The sequence below is a fragment of the Corynebacterium gerontici genome (assembly GCF_003813985.1).
GTDB lineage: Bacteria > Actinomycetota > Actinomycetes > Mycobacteriales > Mycobacteriaceae > Corynebacterium > Corynebacterium gerontici.
In genome coordinates, this window is record NZ_CP033897.1 from 1,935,714 (window position 1) to 1,953,710 (window position 17,997).

General features: G+C 57.1%; 13 protein-coding genes. 6 read left to right on the forward strand and 7 right to left on the reverse strand.

Annotated elements, in window-relative coordinates:
- Positions 1-19: 19 nt before the first annotated feature.
- From CGERO_RS09040 to CGERO_RS09070, 7 genes are all read right to left on the reverse strand, one after another.
- Complete coding sequence (locus CGERO_RS09040; protein ID WP_123935245.1) at positions 20-835, reverse strand: ABC transporter ATP-binding protein; 816 nt, start codon at positions 833-835, stop codon at positions 20-22.
- Positions 836-870: 35 nt separating this feature from the next.
- Entirely contained in the window at positions 871-1,926 is a 1,056-nt protein-coding gene (locus tag CGERO_RS09045; RefSeq protein ID WP_164470297.1) for a FecCD family ABC transporter permease, read from the reverse strand.
- Positions 1,923-2,951 (reverse strand): FecCD family ABC transporter permease, encoded by a 1,029-nt coding sequence (locus CGERO_RS09050; protein ID WP_123935247.1) that lies wholly within the window; start codon positions 2,949-2,951, stop codon positions 1,923-1,925. Before CGERO_RS09050 ends, CGERO_RS09045 begins: the two co-directional genes overlap by 4 nt.
- A 17-nt stretch (positions 2,952-2,968) precedes the next feature.
- A complete protein-coding gene (locus tag CGERO_RS09055) occupies positions 2,969-4,138 on the reverse strand; it encodes a hypothetical protein (protein ID WP_123935249.1) in 1,170 nt (389 codons plus the stop codon).
- A 49-nt stretch (positions 4,139-4,187) separates the two neighbouring features.
- Positions 4,188-5,888 (reverse strand): hypothetical protein, encoded by a 1,701-nt coding sequence (locus CGERO_RS09060; RefSeq protein WP_123935251.1) that lies wholly within the window; start codon positions 5,886-5,888, stop codon positions 4,188-4,190.
- A 17-nt stretch (positions 5,889-5,905) separates the two neighbouring features.
- Entirely contained in the window at positions 5,906-6,808 is a 903-nt protein-coding gene (locus CGERO_RS09065) for an ABC transporter substrate-binding protein (RefSeq protein WP_245998821.1), read from the reverse strand.
- Positions 6,809-7,070: 262 nt separating this feature from the next.
- Entirely contained in the window at positions 7,071-9,617 is a 2,547-nt protein-coding gene (locus CGERO_RS09070) for a YncE family protein (RefSeq protein ID WP_123935253.1), read from the reverse strand.
- 364 nt (positions 9,618-9,981) lie between these two features.
- On the opposite strand from CGERO_RS09070, the gene CGERO_RS09075 reads away from it, so the two are divergent.
- The 6 genes from CGERO_RS09075 to CGERO_RS09100 all read left to right on the forward strand — a co-directional run bounded on the left by CGERO_RS09075 (position 9,982) and on the right by CGERO_RS09100 (position 17,973).
- Positions 9,982-10,815, forward strand: coding sequence for an SDR family oxidoreductase (locus tag CGERO_RS09075; RefSeq protein ID WP_123935255.1), 834 nt, complete (start codon positions 9,982-9,984; stop codon positions 10,813-10,815).
- Positions 10,816-11,198: 383 nt separating this feature from the next.
- Complete coding sequence (locus tag CGERO_RS09080) at positions 11,199-12,182, forward strand: ABC transporter permease (protein ID WP_123935257.1); 984 nt, start codon at positions 11,199-11,201, stop codon at positions 12,180-12,182.
- 2 nt (positions 12,183-12,184) lie between these two features.
- A complete protein-coding gene (locus CGERO_RS09085; RefSeq protein WP_123935259.1) occupies positions 12,185-13,225 on the forward strand; it encodes an ABC transporter permease in 1,041 nt (346 codons plus the stop codon).
- 3 nt (positions 13,226-13,228) lie between these two features.
- Positions 13,229-15,268, forward strand: a complete 2,040-nt coding sequence (locus CGERO_RS09090) for an ABC transporter ATP-binding protein (protein ID WP_123935261.1) — start codon at positions 13,229-13,231, stop codon at positions 15,266-15,268.
- A 99-nt stretch (positions 15,269-15,367) separates the two neighbouring features.
- Entirely contained in the window at positions 15,368-17,035 is a 1,668-nt protein-coding gene (locus CGERO_RS09095) for an ABC transporter family substrate-binding protein (RefSeq protein ID WP_123935263.1), read from the forward strand.
- 95 nt (positions 17,036-17,130) lie between these two features.
- Complete coding sequence (locus CGERO_RS09100) at positions 17,131-17,973, forward strand: mechanosensitive ion channel family protein (protein WP_123935265.1); 843 nt, start codon at positions 17,131-17,133, stop codon at positions 17,971-17,973.
- The last annotated feature ends 24 nt before the right edge of the window (positions 17,974-17,997 follow it).

Here is a 17,997-nt window from a genome sequence, read left to right on the forward strand (position 1 = left end):
CTTCTGCTTGGCCAATCCTTTAAAGGCCCAGCGTGTAGGGAACCAGGACTGGCCGACCTGTGCGAGGATCCGAAAGTAGCTCACAATCTACTTCGTAAATGTCGGAAACGAGTTCGGGGCTCACCACGTGTTCCACCGGCCCGGATGCAACAACATTGCCCTCTTTCATCACCACAAGATTCGTGGCATAACGAAATGCTAGAGAAAGCTCGTGCAAGACAGCGACCACCGTTTTCCCGGCGCGCTGCAGATCCCGGGCCACGTCTAGCACCTGCAGTTGATGGGTGACGTCGAGGTAGGTGGTTGGCTCATCAAGCAGCACGATTGGTGTTTGTTGCGCCAACACTAACGCCAGCCACACTCGTTGCCGTTGGCCACCTGATAGCTCCTGCACCAGGCGATCCTGCAGCTGAACAATCCCGGCCTGGCGCATCGCTTCTTGCACTGCAATTTCGTCTGCTCGCGACCATTGCCGAATCAGCCCCTGGTGGGGGTAGCGTCCTCGGCTCACCAGATCTTTCACCACGATCGATTCAGGGGTGATGGGAGACTGTGGCAGAAATGCCATTTCGCGTGCCAGCTCCTTGGTGCCAAAACTGCCAAGCTTTCTGCCCTCAACCTCAATGACGCCTGCCGAAGCCGGCAACAAGCGCGCCATAGTTTTGAGCAAAGTTGATTTTCCGCAAGCATTCGGCCCGACAATAACGGTGAAGCTTCCAGGTTGAATGTCCAGACTAATATCGTGGAGGATCTCTCGCGCATGAACGCCTTTGCCATAGCCGCTGGAGAGGCCGCGTACAGCGATTGCTGGGGCTGCCTTGCTAGGTTTCCGCAAATTTTGCCCCTGGAATATCGATGGTGTCGTGCCTTTCAACGAATCCTCCTGGTTTGATAGATCAATAGCCAAACGAGGTACGCCCCACCGAGGACCCCGGTGACCGCCCCTACGGGTAATTGAGTGGGCGCGAATACGCGCTGGGCAGCAATATCTGAGCCGACCACAATCACCGCCCCGCTCAAAGCGGAAGCAAAGATCTCGCTAGTACCGGAGCGGCACAGGCGCCTTGCTATCTGGGGAGCTGATAGTGCGACGAACGCTATTGGTCCTGCAATCGCTACTGCTGCCGCCACCAATGCAACTCCAACCGCAATGAGCTGCGGCTTTCTTCGCTGCACGTCGACGCCCACTGCGGTGGCAATCTCGTCTCCACTCGTAAGCGCGTCCAGCGGACGGCTCAGCATGAAAGCAAATAGAAGACCCAGCGCGATGACCACGATGTAGAACCCAATGGAATCGAGTTGCACAGCATTGAGACTGCCAGCAAGCCAGAGAGCTGCCGTTTGTGCACTTGCCAAGGAAGCACGAACAATCAGCAGGGAGTTCAGCGCATGCAAAACGGCAGAAACTCCAATACCGATCAGCACGAGCCGGATCCCGCCAACTTTCGCCCCTCGCTCGAGTGAAAGCCCGTACACGGTCAATGCGGTGAACAGACCACCGCACATTGCTCCGATAGCAACACCAGTAGGAGTCGCTGAAAAGAGGATGATCTGAATCAGTGCTCCTGTCGCCGCACCGGTGCTGAAACCAATCACGTCAGGGCTACCCAGGGGATTATCGGAGAGCGTTTGGAAGATGGCGCCGGAAGCTCCAAGTGCAGCGCCAACGAGGATCCCGGCGATGAGCCTCGGTGCTCGTTGGTGCTGGACAAAGTAGATAGCCAGGCGATCCTGCGATTGCCCAAAAAGCGCCCTCACCGCTTCTACGGCGGAAATGCCGTAGTCGCCAATCAGCAGAGCAGAAACCCCCAGTGCGCACAGTACGCAAAACAGCCCGGTCATTAGGAATACGCTGCGGGGGGCGATGCGGAGCAAGAAGGGGCTTGAGCGCCGGAGGTTCACTTCAACAAGCTTGTATTTGCTCATAGAGCGGTCACCCTCGAATGGCGGATAATCCACACAAAGATCGGTCCACCAATCAGCGCAGACACCAACCCAACCTCGACCTCGTTCGGCGCAACAATGATCCGAGCCAATACATCAGCGAAGAGCAAAAAAGTTGGTGCGGCCAGGGCAGAGAGTGCGACAATCCAGCGCCAATCTGCGCCTGCGATCAGGCGCGCCAAGAATGGCACGGCTAGCCCCACGAACATGATCGGCCCGATAGCCGCAGTCGCAGCTCCGGCTAGGAGCGTCACAGCGAGCATGACTACACCACGAACAACTCCCACACGCACACCTAGCGCTGTAGAGGCTGCATCACCGAGAGCCATTGCGTTGAGAGCCGGTGTGACAGCGATGGCTATGAAGACGCCGAACAGGATAAAGCCCAACACAGCGTAGAGCACATTGAAGCCTCGGCCTTGGGCGGATCCAGCAGCCCAGAATCGAAACTCATTGAACGCTGCCTGGTTGGTCAGGATCATCACTTGCACCACGGCGGAAATCGCCATAGTGATAGCAACTCCGGCCAACGTCAATCGCGAGGGGTTCGTCGGGCTGCCTGCGCCAGCGTTGCCTGTGCCAGCGCTGCCTATTAGATACACAGCTACGGATGCAAAGGCAGCACCTATAAAGGAAAACCAAACGTAAGAGCTGATAGAGGAAAGTCCAAACAACGCGACAGAAGCAACCACAGCAAGGGAAGCTCCTGCGTTGACGCCTAGGATGCCTGGATCCGCGAGTGGGTTGCGTGTGAGAGCCTGCATCAAAGCCCCGGCGGTACCAAGCGCCGTTCCCACCACGATGAGCAGCAACGTTCGGGGCCATCGCTGCTGAGTCACTACCAGCGATTCAAACGAACCGTCAGGTTCCAGCAGTGCGTTTAGCACCGTGGTCAGCGATAAGCGGTTCGAGCCTACCGTCATGGAGATCACAATTCCTACGAAAATAAGCGCCACCAGCACGCAGGCGGACATCACTTTTCGGCCGCTGCTAGTGCGGCTGATCATTGCAGCTTGCTGAGTGTTCATCGGCCTCGTGAATCGTGGCCTCGAGGCGGCCCGTAATCAGCGTTTGGGTCATAGGTTTGGGGTTCAAACATCGCGGTGCTGGGGTGCGTGGGCTCCCGCTCGGTTCCTTGGACCGTGAAATCGGTTTGAGCATCCATATTCTGCAGATCAGCAAAGGCCTGAGCCTGAGCTGCATCGGCGCGCCTACGCTTTTCACTCACCACAAACCAAGCAGCGATGCCGGAGAATCCAACGATCAAAACGGCCATGCCGATAATGAAGCCCATGAGCGGCGCTCGGTCTTTGCGTCCGCTCGCGGCAGCGCTGAGTTCGGCATTGACGTTTTCAGCAGCAGCCTGATCTGCGTCGCCTGCGTCACCTTCGATCACGGCCAAGGATGAATCCCCATCTGCCACATCGCCCTCATCTCCACTCCCCTGGCTTCCGGCACTAGCACCAGACCCACTAGTGGACGCGGCTCCCGAACTATTTGCGCCACCACGCTGCAATTTCACAGAATTTTTGGCTTGCGGTGCAGCAGCTCCATTGCCACTCTGGTTGCTCTGCTTTGAGCCATTGGTTTGCGCCTGGCGCTGCTGTTGGTTATTGCTTCCTTGCGTGTTTCCCCGCGAGGGAGCCTTGTTACCCGAGCCTTGGTTTGCGTTGGCGCTGCCCCGTTGTGCTGGAACTTTGTTGGCTGATCCAGCATTTTTGTCCACGACCGTGAAGTTGGGACTGCGATTGCTCCACCCCAGCGTTTCACGCTCGGAATCACCTTTGCGTTCGGTTGCAAGGAATCGAAGCCAGTGAGTTCCCGTGGGGAAGTCGCAACTGATGTTCAAGGTGCCGGAGACGCTTCCGCTGCCGTCACTCATTTGCCGGGCAACCACGCCGGCTCCTTGTTGTGACTGATCTTGGCTGGACAGTTGTCCATCATCGAATTTCACGCTCACCATTGTGTTGGGGGCGAAATTGCGAAGTTGATAGTTAATCGAGCCGCAACGCTGCACGGTCGTTGGAGAAACGCTTGAAGTGCTGTTTCCCGTGTTGGAATTGTTCGCGCCGCCGGGTGGTAGCGCTGCCGATTCTGGCACCAGCCCGGGCGCGAGGAACAATAGGCTGGCGGCGCAGATGGCAAAAAGGTTGTTCAGCAACCGCGCGGCGAGCCCTTTCAAATTCATTTCCATGTTGTTTAAACGTCCTTCTTAGAAAGCGGAATTGCGTAGCACCGTTGTTCTAGCCTCGCGTTCGACGGCCAAGCGCCAGCCCAGCCGCTGCAACTGCGACGAGCAAACAAGCCCCGAGGATGAGCGCCCAATCTCGACCATCCATAAGCGGCAGGTCAGAGGAAGCGGTTTTCACGGAAGCCCGACGAGCATTCTGCGCATCGTCGAGTTCAATGAGTACCCACCCAAGTAGCTCATCTTCTTCACTGGTCAGAGTGATTTTTGGCGAGCCCGTTTGCAATGCTGCAATATCCACGTAAACGTTTCCGTCGATGTCTGCCTGCACCCATCCGAGCGCCTTAGGCTCAGGGTTGTAGGAGTGGAGGTACACCCAATCTCCTGCTGCCATCTCTTGGGCATGGAGGGAAAGAATTGTGTCTTCGATGCTGGCCTCGATTTCGCCTGCGTTGTTGTCGTTGAGATCTTTCGCATGCGCAACGGGAGCAACCGGATCGTGGTCTGGCTTGGGGTTCGATCCACTGCCAGAAGATTCTCCGCTTCCTCCGCTATCAAAAGAACTTCCAGCTTCTGCCCCATTGAAAGAATCATCGATGGCGCTATAGCCGCCGTACGTGGCTTCTGCTTCTGGCCCGAGCACGATGGTATTTTCGGGGTTCGTTGTTGGCATTTGAGAGCTTTTCGACGTCCCCGCATTGCCTCCATCGTTCGTACTCGCCTGCTGGGAGCGAACTTCTTCTTTGGCCTCATCTTGACTTGCTGGTGTTTCCTGCGCACGGGAAGGTGGTTGCTTTTCCGACGTTGTTTCGGCCGGTTCATTCCCTGGGGCAGCAGGTTCAGCACATCCAGGGCGTTTGCCTGTTTTATCGAGGTAATCCCAACCAATCAGTTTCTGTCCACCGCCGCGGTTGCCGTCCTGAACGGTAACTTTTACGTTGCCACGAAGAGCGTCGACAGGCTTAAGGGGAACTTGTACCTTCGAACCTTGCTTCAATTGGAACCACTGCTCGCCATAGGGATCGTTGGTCTGGCCGCATTCGTTGTAAGCAGACAGATAGACCCAATCACCGGCAGGTCTGGATTCGACGGTCACTTCCAGCGAATCGCCCTTTTGGTGAACGCTAACACCGTTTTTTGTCGCCGTGGTCAAATCATTTTCGTAGTGAAAGACCACATCAGGAACGCCATTAGGCTTGTATTCACCGAGCACAAAACGGCCTTTGCCCTCTTGCTTTTGTGCAGGCGACGGCAGCGTGGCTCGGACATCGCCGTCCTGGAGAGAGCCTGATAGCAGGCGAATTGAGTGTTCACCGGGGCCAAAGGCTGGTTTGGAACCACGTTTTCCCGACTCGGTGCCATCCGGAAGGGGCATATCTAAATCAAAACTGCCATCGGTTCCAGCCTCGATGATATGCCAAATCGTCGTGTTCTCGTGCAGGGAAGTATCCAGGTGGTTAATGCTGCCTTCGTCCAGCTTAACCGCAATTTTGGCGCCACCCAAGCCCTCTGCATTGCACCAACCGGCACCCTTGATTCGCAGAGCATTGTTCGCATCCGCTTCAGTTGCGGCCTCAAACGTTGGAGCGTCTCCAGACGGGCATTGGGAGGTCTGAGCGTGGGCGGTGGCACCTAAAGGCGTGACTCCGACGGGTGTCGCCATTCCGGTAATAAGGCCCACTGCCAGCACTGCACTTCGCTTGAGCGCTGTTGGGTGTACCGCGTGCGCAAGGTATTTTTGAGCATCGATCTTCATTGATGTGACCAATCGTTTTAGGGCTGCATAGCTTCGTTTTGCACCAGCAGAGCGTCAACGTCCGAAACAATTTTTTGAGCCAGCAACGGACCGCCCGTTGAAGTCCATGCAGAACCCTCTACCGGAATCACGTGATTTGAGCGAACCGCATTGAGCTGTTCAAATCCCGGCACCTTTTTTGCATCTTCGAGCGAAACATCTGCAGCGTTTGCATCTGCGTTGCCACCTGCGTTGGGGTTAGCGACCGAAGAACCGCCGAGGGTTCCGAAGAACATGTAGTCAGCGTCAATTTCACCCAGATTCTCATTGGATACAGGCTCCGAATGGCCTCCACCGAACTTGTCTTGGTTCGCTGGTCTTTTTAGCCCCAATTCTTCTAAGGACTGTCCTGCAGGAAGTTCCTTCAGGATGAGGGAGGCACCGCTGCCCTGCCAGCGGACAATCGAGAAGGTCTTATCTTTGAATGGTTCAAGACGAGCGGATACTTCAGCGACGTGCTGATCGTGGTCCTGTAGGACTTTCTCACCTTCGTCATTCCTATTCAACGCGTCCGCAACGATGGCGAAATTCTTCCGCCAGTCACCGCCGGCGTACCCAGCCATCACCGTGGGGGCAATTTGGGCGAGCGCCTCCATGACATCGGGATTGTTATTCACGCTCGTACCGTCCACAAGGATGAGGTCTGGCTCTAGTGCTCCGATGGCTTCGAAATTTGGTTGCCCCACGCTGCCGACAATCGGGACGTCCCCGGCGGCCTCCTGGAGGTACGCCGGAACCGTGGTCAAACCGCGACCGGCGACCGTTCCAGCAGGCCTGACCCCTAGTGCCAAAACCGCATCCAAGGTGGGTTCCGAGAATGTAACTACTTTTTCTGGATGCTCGGGCACGATGACGTCGATTCCGTCTGCATCCTGCACCACGCGCGTCGCACCACTGGATGTTGGACCAGAATCCGTGGAGGGGGCACCGCATGCCACGAGCACACTGGAAATGAAAAGAGCAATGAATAGGGCTAATGGACGGGGAAGCATTCGGCTGTAAATAGTCATTTGTTTCGTCATTCGCTAAAAATTCAGATTTATTGGCTAAAGAAATACGGCGCGTAGCTGATCACTGCCAGATGCGACAGTGACCAGCTAGAGCCGATACTGAGAGCTGGTTGTAGCGCTCAATTCTTAAGAACTAGCGGGGCCACCACTGGGTGAGCCAGGAGGGAAGTCCGAAGGAAACGGTGACCTTTACTACCCACTTGATGGGTAGGAAGGAGGACACTGCAGACACCACGAAGGACAGGATGCGTGAAGGCTTGAACACGCTGGAACCGCCTTCAGGATCCTCCGGCTCAGGTTGAGTTGGCGGTTTTGGCTGAGTCGTGCTTCCGTTGTCAGGCACTTCGGTCTCGGAAGTTCCGCCGTCACCAGGTGTGGTGGGCTCCGAAGCGCTACCACTGTCTCCCGGGGTGGTCGGCTCGGTCGTGGAGCTGTTGCCTTCGTCGGGCGTAGTCGACTCATTGAGTGCAAATCGGTACACCAGGTTCACGGATTCACCCTGTTCATTAGTGGTTGCACCCTTTTGCACCGTATAGACCACACCATTGCTCGCTACCGCGGTGTGGTTTGTATTGGCACCCGCTGGCAGGTTGGCAGAGATCTCAAACGATTCGGCATCCAATACGGTCACCGTGCCACCGACGCGATTCGTGACGTACACACGGTCATTGACCGGGTCGTACACCGCGTTGAGCGCTCCGGCGCCGGTGGGAACTTCGGCGACGACTTTCTTGTCGTTTACGTTATAGACAACAACATTGGAGCTTCCTTGTGATGCGACAAAGATGTTGCCACGTTTTGCATCCCAGGCAACGCCTGATGCGCGATCTACCTGCCCTTCTGGCAAGTCAATCCTTGTCACGTTGCCGGAAGCGAGATCTATCAAGGCAGCCGCTGGCTGGTTCAGAGAAACCGTGACCAAAGTGCGAGAGCTTTGATCCAGCGCTAGAGCCATGGTGCCGCCGAACCCATCACCGATTGCGATGGTACGAACGCTTCCATCCAAGCTCACTTCTGCAATGACACCATTACCGGTCGGTGAAGACACGTATGCCTTACCCGTGGATTCATCCACGGCAATGTCCCTCGCGTGCTCAACAATGCCCGCAGGGAATTGCTTGACCAAGGAAAGGTCGGACTGCTTGTACACAGCAACCGAACCCGAGCGAGTGTTGCTTACCCAGACCAAACCTCGTTGGTTGTCCAAACCAATGCCGTACACGGCGTGAACTCCCTTGTCCGGATGATCGGCATCCACTACGGCGGGAGTGGCCTGCTGCTTCACAGCGAGCGTGGTGGCATCTAGTTTGAACAGTGTGGATTCCTTGATCGGAGGACGCCCCACTGCTCGGGTTACAAATAACTCATTGGTGCTGGCGTTTACCGCGCTTTGGTACAGACCGGTGGGCAATTGCGCTGAGGTGCTGGAATACGAGTCCGCTGCCACAGGAGAGTTGTCGGCGGTGATTTTCGCACCAGTAGCAGTTTGCTGTTCGCCATCAACAACAAAGCGAACGAACACAGGCTCACCAACGGGTGCGTCCTTGGGAAGTTTTACGCCTTCAACCGTTGCGATGTGATTCTTGGCCTCCACCTCATTCGCCTTGTGGAAGACCTTGCCCTTGGCGCCGATCTCGGTCACAACTGCGCCATCGGGCAGGTTGTAGACCGTGACGGTCGTTTCCGAATTGGCGCTCGTGGAGGCAAGCTGTACTCCGGCAGTCGTCACAATCTCGGCCTGGGCGGTCTTGCCGTCGGAAGCAGTAACGATCAGAGTGTGTTTGCCCGCCGGCGCGCTACCTGGCTGGAGCGTAATACCGGCTTCGAGCATGCCATCGGCACCGACCTCGATGGGGTTCTCGCTTGCATTCCGGCCGGTACCCCACAAGACTGCCTGACCATTGACCTTGGCCGTGAGGGTTACTCCAGGTGCGAATCCTTCAAGGGCAACATTGGCGGTAACCGTCTTCGCCCGTTCATTGTTGGCTACGTCGCGCACGGTTGCGCTGGCGGAGGTCTGGTCCTGGTCTTTAGTCTCGCCAGTATCCGGCTTAGAGGTAGGGGCCGCAGATTCCGAGGGCTCAACTGCGGGCTGTTCCGTGGATCCGGTGTCTTTGGACTCGTCCCCGGTAGCGGGTTCGCCTTCAACGAGGGTTCCGCAGTGCCCGTCGTTTGCTCCAGAATTGACGGTGAAGGTGATGGGGACGGAAGTCGCAGTGCCTCCATCGTTACCGGTGAGCGCACGAATCACGTGTGCGCCGTCCTTCAGATTTTCAGGCAGTTTGACCTGGACTTCAAAGCTTCCGTCCGCAGAGAGCATCGATGCCGCATCGATCGAAATATCTGTTGCGGGAGTGTCAATCCGGTCGAAACGAGTATCGGGCTGTTCGACAGGCCATTTGTTTTGGTTGTCGTCGATTTTGAAAGCAAACGAGCCAACCTCAGCCGGACGCTGCTCAAATCCGCTGCCCTTGATGGTGACTACCTCGCCTGGCTTGTAATTGCGCGAGATGTCCATGCTCAACTCGCCGGCACCACGTCCCGGCCGAATCTTGATCTGGGCACACTGTTGAGTGTCATCTGCAGTTGCAGTTGGAACAGCGACCATGAATGGCGTGATGGCCATGGTCGCCGAAAGGAGTCCAGCTGCCGCTCGACGATTGAAATTTGTGCGCTTCATGTTTCGAAGTGCTCCTTCGGAGAGGGATACGGGATTCTTTTCCGCCGTAGTGCGCCGATAGCACCGCACTTTCGGAAAACACGCGCGGAGGATATTTTAGGCAAGCCTTACCTAGCCGCGCATAGCAAGTAGGTTAGGCAAGGCTTACCTCTCGGTCAATCACTTTTTTCCCATCACCAGTCCACTTCAATCCCCCCTCACTCGATCCTGGGCACCTAACTGTGCTTTTCCTCGAACTTTCCATGGATATTTACTCAATCGCATTTCCCATGACGGGGGTAACTCCCCCTCACTTTCACCCCCACCCCACTGGGATGTGGCCCCAAAAAACCATAAAGAGCTTTTCGACGCTAACCTAGCTGTCATGACAACAAATATTCTTATTACGGGCGCAAGTGGATTCATCGGCAGCCAGACAGCTCAACGTCTAGAACAACTCTCGCCCAAAACAAACATCACTCGACTTTCACGCAGACCCCGCAACGAGCAGGGTTGGACGTACGGAGACTTTGCCGAGCCCTCCAGCCTCGCGGATGCATTCAAGAATCAGGACGTAGTGTTTCTCGTCTCCACCACGGAACGAGCCGACCGCGAACAGCTCCACCGAAATGCCGTTGACGCTGCAGTTACAGCGGGAGTGCGCCATATTGTGTATCTCTCGTTTTTCGGCGCAGCAGCGGACGCAACGTTTGACCATGCTCGACTGCACTTCGCCACTGAGCAGTACATCCGCGAGTCGGGCATAGACTTCACCTTCCTGCGTGACAATTTCTATACCGAGGCCACGGAAGGCTTTATCGTCGATGGTGCCATTCGGGGTCCGGCAGGTTCAGGCAAAGCCGCATTCGTTGCCCGAGAGGACGTTGCCGAAAGCGCGGCTGCGGTACTTTCCTGCTCGGAAGAGCACCGCAATAAGGTCTACTCACTCACCGGTCCCGAGGCGCTGAGCTTAGAGGAAGTAGCCGCCATTGCCACTGATCACCTGGACGAGTCGGTGCGCTTTGTCGATGAGACGTTGCAGGAGGCCCGTGCATCACGCGCACACTATGGTGCTCCAGAATGGGAGGTAGACGCTTGGATTTCCACCTACACCGCTATCGCTAAGGGCGAGCTCGAGCAGGTCACCGATGATGTTGAGAAACTCACCGGTCACAAGCCCATGAGCGTGCAGCAATGGTGGGGTAAGCGTCACCACTAGGCACCTCCAACCGCAGCCAACCTAATCAGTTTTAAAGCGCCCGCACGAAAGCCCTGATCCCAGCGGCTTTCGCGCGGGCGTTCTCATATTCCATGCCTCGCGCCCTTGAAAAACTCTCGACTTTTGACCGCGTTTTCCGCATCAGAATTTTGGCACTCGACATTGTTGTGAAATTTATTCATCACCTGAGCTGCCACACCATTGTCAACAACCTCGCTAATTCACATTTTTTTAACCTTCATCACAGAAACCTGGTAGATTTCTCGCTATGGATATGCCGCAACTCACAGGATCTGGCCCCTGAGATCCAGGTAACGGTTCTCGTTTTCGCAAGCTCATCAGGCGGCAAACCCTCGCCGCAGTGAAAGACAGGTAACCACACCATGATTAAGTACTTGGCAAAGAAGATCCTCGGCTGGGTAGCCATGATCTTCGTCGCGGTCAATATCACGTACTTTCTGGCATCAACATTCCTCGACCCGCGAACGAACTATGCCGGAAGGCGGCCGCCCATTCCTGAGGAACGAGTAGACGGCATCCTCGATCCACTCAATCTCAACGATAAGGAACCGCTGCTCCACCGCTGGTGGGATTGGCTCAGCGGCGTTCTGTTTCACTGGGATTGGGGCAAGTCGCCGCTTGGCGATTCAGTCAATGAGCAGCTCTCCTACCGTATCTGGGTTTCTGCCCAGCTCCTGCTGCTCGCCACGATCCTCTCGGTCATTATTGGTGTATCCATCGGTGTGTTTACCGCATCACGCCAATACAAGGCCGGCGACCGCATCTTCCAGTTCACCTCGATCGTGACTATGAATATTCACGTTGTAGTGGCATCTATCCTGGTGGTGTGGGTGGCAATCAAGATCAACCAAGCTACGGGCAGCAACATCTTCTACGTCACCGGCTCAAGCTCAGTGGGCGTGGAGGGCTTCTTCCCCAGGCTTCTTGACTTCCTCCAGCACCTCATCTTGCCCACCGTCTCACTGGTGTTCATTTCTTACGCCGGTTACCACTTTCTGCAGCGCTCGATGCTGCTGGACAACATCAACGCCGATTACGTGCGAACGGCTCGCGCAAAGGGCCTAACTCGCGCCCAAGCCGTTCGACGCCACGCGCTTCGCACCTCGATCATCCCAGTTGCAACCACCGTGGCCTTCTCCATACCGGGCATCTTCACCGGCGCCATCATGACGGAGACCATCTTCGGCTGGAAGGGCATGGGCGAATACTTCGTGTCCACCATCCAGAAGAACGACATTCATGGAGTGGTCGCAGTGGCCGCCTTCGGCGCATTGATGACCGCCGTCGGCGCCATCCTCTCCGACATCTTCGTTGTCATCCTCGATCCACGAGTGCGGGTGAACTAATCATGCGTAAGGAATACCGTAACGAAGGCGCCGACCGCGCCGAGGACCTCTCGCCCAACGCGATCCCAACCAACGACGTCACCGTCGGCAGCAATCCCGGAAACCAGGGCTTGATCTCCACCGTCACTGAGTCCGAGGTAAACAGTGCCCAGGCAGGAATCGAACGTGCTCACGTTGGCGGTGCACGCCCGATGAGCAAGTACAAGCTCTACCTCAAGCGTTTCCTGCGCAACAAGATGGCAGTTGTGGGCGCAGTGATCTTCTTCCTACTGGTATTGCTCGCCGTCATCGGCCCCTTCACCACGAGGTTCGCCTTCGACGAAGCTGACTTTACGGCACTGAGCTCCCCTCCAACCAGCGATCACTGGTTTGGCACCAGCTCCTCAGGCAATGACCTCTACGCCATGGTGATCCACGGTCTAGGCCGCTCCCTCACCATCGCCGTGACGGTATCGGTTGCTACGACGGTCATCTCCGCAATCGTTGGTACCACCGCCGCATTGCTCGGCGGACGTCCCGAGCGCATCATCCTGGGCACGATCCACTTCTTGCTGGTTATCCCCTCCTTCCTCATCATCGCCCTGCTAGTTTCCGGCTCCGGCGGCGATTGGAAGCTGTTAATCGTCGTGCTCATCGCCTTCGGCTGGATGTACGCAGCGCGTGTGATTTGGTCCATGTCCATCTCGGTGCGCGAACGCGAATACGTCAAAGCCGCCCGTTACATGGGCGTAAGCAATAGCAAAATCGTGCTGCGTCACCTGATCCCCAATATCGGATCCCTGCTCGTGATCAACATGACCCTCGGTGTGGTGAGCGCCGTGATGAGCGAAACCGGCCTCTCATTCCTTGGCCTCGGTGTGAAAATCCCCGACGTCTCACTTGGCACTCTGCTTTCAACCGGCGCCAACTCGCTCATTGCCTCGCCTTGGGAGTTCTACTTCCCGGCTGCCGTGCTCACGCTCTTGACCGTCTCTATGGCCTTCATTGCCGACGGTCTACGCGACGCCCTGGATCCCAACTCCGCCGCTGCTGGAAAGGCTTAAATCATGAATGCTCCTGTGCTTTCCGTAAGCAACCTTGAAGTTACGTTCCCCTCAGAAGCCGGTGCTGTCAATGCCGTCCGCGGAGTTTCCTTCGACCTCTACCCAGGCCAGACATTGGGCATCGTGGGCGAGTCGGGATCGGGTAAATCTGTTTCATCCCTGGCTGTGATGGGTCTGCTGCCCGAATATGCCAAGATCTCTGGTTCCGCCAAGCTCAATGGCCGTGAGCTCCTTGGCCTGAGTGACCAAGAGATGGCAGGCATCCGCGGCAAGGAAATCGGCATGATCTTCCAGGATCCGCTCTCTGCACTCACTCCCGTGTTCGATGTGGGAACGCAGTTGGTGGAGGCCATCCGCAGTCATCAAAAAGTGTCGAAGCAAAAGGCATGGGATATGGCCGTGGAACTGCTCGACTTGGTAGGCATCCCGGATCCTAAACGCCGCGCAAAGGCGTTCCCCCACGAGTTCTCCGGTGGTATGCGCCAGCGTGTGGTCATCGCCATCGCGATCGCGAATAATCCGTCGGTGCTCATCGCCGACGAACCCACCACCGCACTCGACGTGACCATTCAGGCTCAGATCCTCGACCTCATCAAAACGGTGCAGCGAGAAACCCACGCTGCCACCATCATGATTACCCACGACATGGGCGTGGTGGCCGGTTCCGCAGATGAAGTGATGGTGATGTACGCGGGCCGCCCGGTAGAGAAGGCGGAGGTTCATGATCTCTTCGCCAACCCCAAAATGCCTTACACCGTGGGCTTGCTCGGCTCCATTCCTTCTGCAACCAAGCGCGAGAAGAGCGCCTTGACCACCATCGAGGGCAATCCGCCCATCGTGATTAACCTGCCGGACGAGTGCGCCTTCGCGCCTCGCTGCCCTGCGGCTACTGAGGCGTGCCTGGCCACCGAGCCGCCGCTGCTTCCCGTCGCCGAGGATCACGAGGCAGCCTGCGTGCGCGCTCAGGAAATCGAAAAAGGCAAGATCGCGGGCCAGGAAATCTTCCCCACCCCACCACTGCTCGAAGGCGACCTGGCCCAGGTGCCACGCGAACAGCGCGATGTGGTGCTTGACGTGCAGAACCTCACCAAAACCTTCCCGCTAGTCAAGGGAGCGTTTCTCAAGCGAACCGTGGGTGAAGTCCACGCCGTCAATGACATTTCCTTTGATATTCGCGAGGGTGAGTGCTTCGCCATCGTTGGCGAATCTGGTTCAGGCAAGACCACCACGCTGCTGGAGATCATGGATCTCGACCCCAGCGAGCCGACCAAGATCACCTTGGGCGGCCAGGACGTGGCGTCGATAAGCAAGAAGGAACGCCGCCTTCTACGACGCGACATTCAGATCGTGTTCCAGGATCCGATGGGCGCGTTGGATCCGCGTCTGACCGTGGCGGACATTATCCGTGAGCCGCTGGACGCCCTGGAATGGAAAGGCGACCGCACCGAGCGCGTCTACGAGCTGATGGAACTGGTGGGCCTTAATCCCAGCCACGTTGACCGATTCCCCGGACACTTCTCCGGCGGCCAGCGTCAGCGCATATCCGTGGCTCGCGCCCTGGCGGCGGAACCCAAGCTCATTGTGCTTGACGAGCCAGTGTCCGCCCTCGACGTTTCCATCCAGGCGGGCATGCTCAACTTGCTCGACGAGCTGAAGGCGCGCCTTGGGGTGAGCTACCTCTTCGTGGCCCATGACCTCTCAGTGATCCGCCACATTTCGGATCGCGCCGCGGTGATGTATCTGGGGCAGTTCGTGGAACAAGGCGATACAGATGCGCTTTTCGACGACCCCAAGCACCCGTACACCCAGGCGCTGCTCTCGGCGATTCCGCTGGCAGACCCGGAGGCGGAACGCAATCGCGAACGCGTTTTGCTGAGCGATCACTTGCCTTCACCTGCAGAGAAAACCCAGGGCTGCCCGTTCAGGATGCGTTGCCCGCTGCGGGAGACACTCAGCGGTTCCGAGCAGCAGCGGTGCCAGGATGAACGTCCCGAGATGCGCTCCGTTGGCGCGGACCACTTCCAAGCTTGTCACTTCCGCTGATCGCACCCGGTGCCTCGGCTGCCGGATATCCCGGCAGTGACAAACCCACAACTCAACATTTCCCCTCTTGTCCAATCCAAATGAGAAAGGTGCAGGTTTATGAAGCTTCAAAAACCAGCCACCAAGCTGGCGGCGCTCATCTCCGCCGCAGCCCTGGCGCTCAGTGCCTGCGGTGGTGGCGGTACTTCTGATCAGAAGACTGCCTCCGATATCCAAACCGCGGACTACAACCCCCAGGATCGCGACAACATCAAAGACGGTGGCACCTTGACCACCGGCATTGGTGAGCTCTCGGAACAGGAAAACCCATTCCACGCGGACGGCACCGCCTACACCACAACTTTGTGGCGCTGGTACAACCCCTGGACCGTGCACTACTCCCCCGAAGGTGACTTCTCTACCGACAAGAACTACGTCACCGACATCAAGGAGGAGACGAAGGACGGCAAGACCAAGCTCACCTACAAGATCAACGAGAAGGCCACCTACAACGATGGCACTCCGATCGACTGGCGCGCTTGGGAAACCACCTGGAAGATTAACAACGGCAAGGACCCGGCGTACACGCCCAGCTCCACTGACGGCTACGAGCAGATCGAGTCTGTGACGAAGGGTGCCAACGACAAGGAAGCCGTGGTGACCTTCGAGCGCACCTACCCCTGGTGGCAGGGTCTGTTCAACACCATCGCTCACCCAGCCTTGGCTGATCCGGCGAACTACAACGACTACTTGAAGAAGCTCCACCCTGAGTGGGGTGCAGGCCCCTTCAAGGTAGAAAGCGTGGACTTCAACAAGGGCACCGCAGTATTCGTGCCCAATGAGAAGTGGTGGGGCGATAAGCCCAAGCTGGACAAGCGCATCTTCCGCCAGATGGAGAGCAAGGCCGCAGTGAATGCCTTCAAGAACGGCGAAATCGACGCGGTTGGTGCAGGCTCCAAGGACGATTACGCCAGCGTGAAGGACATGCCAGGCGTGGACATCCGCATCGGACGTTTGCCGAAGATCAACTTCAATCTCTTCAACGGCGAGTCCGACATTCTGAAGGATGTCAAGGTTCGCGAGGCACTGGCGGATGCCACCGATCGCGATCAGCTTGCCAAGATTTGGTACCAGGGTCTGCCGGCTGCAGACGGTGCACCAGGCTCCTTCGCTCTGTACTCCTTCCAGGAAGGCTACGAGGACAACTACTCCAAGGTTGCCGGTTTCGATCCCGAGAAGGCCAAGCAGCTCCTGGATGAAGCAGGTTGGAAGGAAGGCGCCGACGGCATCCGTGAGAAGGACGGAAAGCCACTCAGCGTGCGCTACGTTCTGGTTGGCGAGTCTGAGCAGTTGAACGCCAGCGCCAAGGCTTTGCAGCAGATGTACAAGGACGTTGGTGTGGACATGAAGATCGAGATCCATCCCGGCAGCGAGTTCTCGAAGATCCTGCAGAGCACCGACTTTGATATCTTCCCCATGGCAGTGTCCGACTCCGACCCCTACAAGGTTGCGTACTTCGGTCAGTTCTACCTCTCTGATTCCGGTCTGAACCGTTCGCACACCGGCACCCCCGAGATCGACGAGCAGATTCGCGAGATGCAGAAGCTGCCTACCCGCGAGGAACAGATCAAGCGAGCCAATGAGATTGAGGTCGATGCACTCGCTCGCTTCGGCACCATCCCATTGCTCACCCAGATTTCCTTCGCCGCTGTTAAGGAGGATCTTGCCAACTACGGCTCCATGGCCTTCGGCGACGTGCCCCTAGAAAACATCGGCTGGCAGAAGTAATTTTTGCCCTCGCTAGCTACCTGCACCAAAGCTTTTCGACGCCCCCGGTGCAGGTAGCTTTCTGCTTAATATCGAAAAAATATTACAATTCTGGCATGTCTTTGATCCTTGCCGCAGATAACCCCACAGACCAGGTGCAACAGGCCGTGCAATCCCTCACATGGCACGATTTGGGCATCGGAGTGGTGATCATTGCCGTCGGCGCCGTGATCGGGTGGATCGTTAAATTCATTCTGAATAAGGCGCTCGTCAAGATTGCGCATCGCACCAAAGCATCAGCACGGGCGTTTTCTTCCATTGCTCAGTGGGTGGTGATTGCGCTTGCCATCGCCGCCGCGATCACCTACGTCTTCCCGTCGGTGAAGCCCGTGAACCTGATCGGCGGCTTGGGCGTTGTGTCCATCGCCGCCGGTATCGCCTTCCAAACGGTTTTGGGAAACACCTTCGCTGGCTTGGTGATCCTGATGCGCGAAACCCCGCTGGTGGGTGATCAGATCCAGATCGGTGATGTGGCCGGGACGATCACCGACATCAACCTCTCCACCACTACGGTGCGCACGTTCTCCGGGCGCCAGGTGCTCATTCCAAACGGCACCGTGCACACCTCCATTGTGACGGTGCAAACCCGGCATGAGTGGGTACGCACCAACTTCGACGTGAAAATTCGGCATGCAGAAGACTTCGAAAAAGCTCGCGAAGTAGCTGTGAAGGCGCTTGATCGTGTTGAAGGCATCCTCGAATCACCGGCACCAGTTGCTGTGCTGCGCCAAGTGGCCGACGGTATGGCCACGATGGAAGTCCGCTTCTGGTCAGGGTCTAAACAGATGGATACCGTGGCGGCGCTCGACGCCGCCATCGTGGCAGTGACCACGGACCTCAGCAAAGCAGGGATTGAGTTCGGCCCGGATAATACGGTGATGTTCGCCGGGGGTGAGTAGGGCGGCGTCGAAAAGCTCAAAAGT

Excerpts from the sequence above, each read along its gene's own strand:
- CGERO_RS09045 (WP_164470297.1), bottom strand. The coding sequence starts at position 1,926 with ATGAGCAAATACAAGCTTGTTGAAGTGAACCTCCGGCGCTCAAGCCCC.
- CGERO_RS09050 (WP_123935247.1), bottom strand. The coding sequence starts at position 2,951 with ATGATCAGCCGCACTAGCAGCGGCCGAAAAGTGATGTCCGCCTGCGTG.
- CGERO_RS09055 (WP_123935249.1), bottom strand. The coding sequence starts at position 4,138 with ATGGAAATGAATTTGAAAGGGCTCGCCGCGCGGTTGCTGAACAACCTT.
- CGERO_RS09060 (WP_123935251.1), bottom strand. The coding sequence starts at position 5,888 with ATGAAGATCGATGCTCAAAAATACCTTGCGCACGCGGTACACCCAACA.
- CGERO_RS09070 (WP_123935253.1), bottom strand. The coding sequence starts at position 9,617 with ATGAAGCGCACAAATTTCAATCGTCGAGCGGCAGCTGGACTCCTTTCG.
- CGERO_RS09075 (WP_123935255.1), top strand. The coding sequence starts at position 9,982 with ATGACAACAAATATTCTTATTACGGGCGCAAGTGGATTCATCGGCAGC.
- CGERO_RS09080 (WP_123935257.1), top strand. The coding sequence starts at position 11,199 with ATGATTAAGTACTTGGCAAAGAAGATCCTCGGCTGGGTAGCCATGATC.
- CGERO_RS09085 (WP_123935259.1), top strand. The coding sequence starts at position 12,185 with ATGCGTAAGGAATACCGTAACGAAGGCGCCGACCGCGCCGAGGACCTC.
- CGERO_RS09090 (WP_123935261.1), top strand. The coding sequence starts at position 13,229 with ATGAATGCTCCTGTGCTTTCCGTAAGCAACCTTGAAGTTACGTTCCCC.
- CGERO_RS09095 (WP_123935263.1), top strand. The coding sequence starts at position 15,368 with ATGAAGCTTCAAAAACCAGCCACCAAGCTGGCGGCGCTCATCTCCGCC.
- CGERO_RS09100 (WP_123935265.1), top strand. The coding sequence starts at position 17,131 with ATGTCTTTGATCCTTGCCGCAGATAACCCCACAGACCAGGTGCAACAG.